Source organism: Alkalicoccobacillus porphyridii (assembly GCF_007293315.1).
GTDB lineage: Bacteria > Bacillota > Bacilli > Bacillales > Bacillaceae_D > Alkalicoccobacillus > Alkalicoccobacillus porphyridii.
This window is the reverse complement of sequence record NZ_VLXZ01000225.1, coordinates 1-269: the sequence shown is the minus strand read 5'-3', so window position 1 is coordinate 269 and position 269 is coordinate 1. Positions and strand designations below refer to the sequence as shown.

The following is a 269-nucleotide window of genomic DNA, read 5'->3' as shown; positions in this document are numbered from 1 at the left end:
GCGAAAACTATCGCGCCTGCTTTCATCAGTTCGATCCGGTGAAGGTTGCCGCAATGCAGGAAGAGGATGTCGAAAGACTGGTACAGGACGCCGGGATTATCCGCCATCGCGGGAAAATTCAGGCAATTATTGGTAATGCGCGGGCGTACCTGCAAATGGAACAGAACGGCGAACCGTTTGCCGACTTTGTCTGGTCGTTTGTAAATCATCAGCCACAGATGACACAAGCCACAACGTTGAGCGAAATCCCCACATCTACGCCCGCCTCC

General features: G+C 53.2%; 1 protein-coding gene. It reads left to right on the top strand.

Annotated features, from left to right (window positions below):
* A partial coding sequence (locus FN960_RS24120; protein ID WP_185971148.1) for a DNA-3-methyladenine glycosylase I occupies positions 1–269 on the top strand: 269 nt, incomplete at both ends.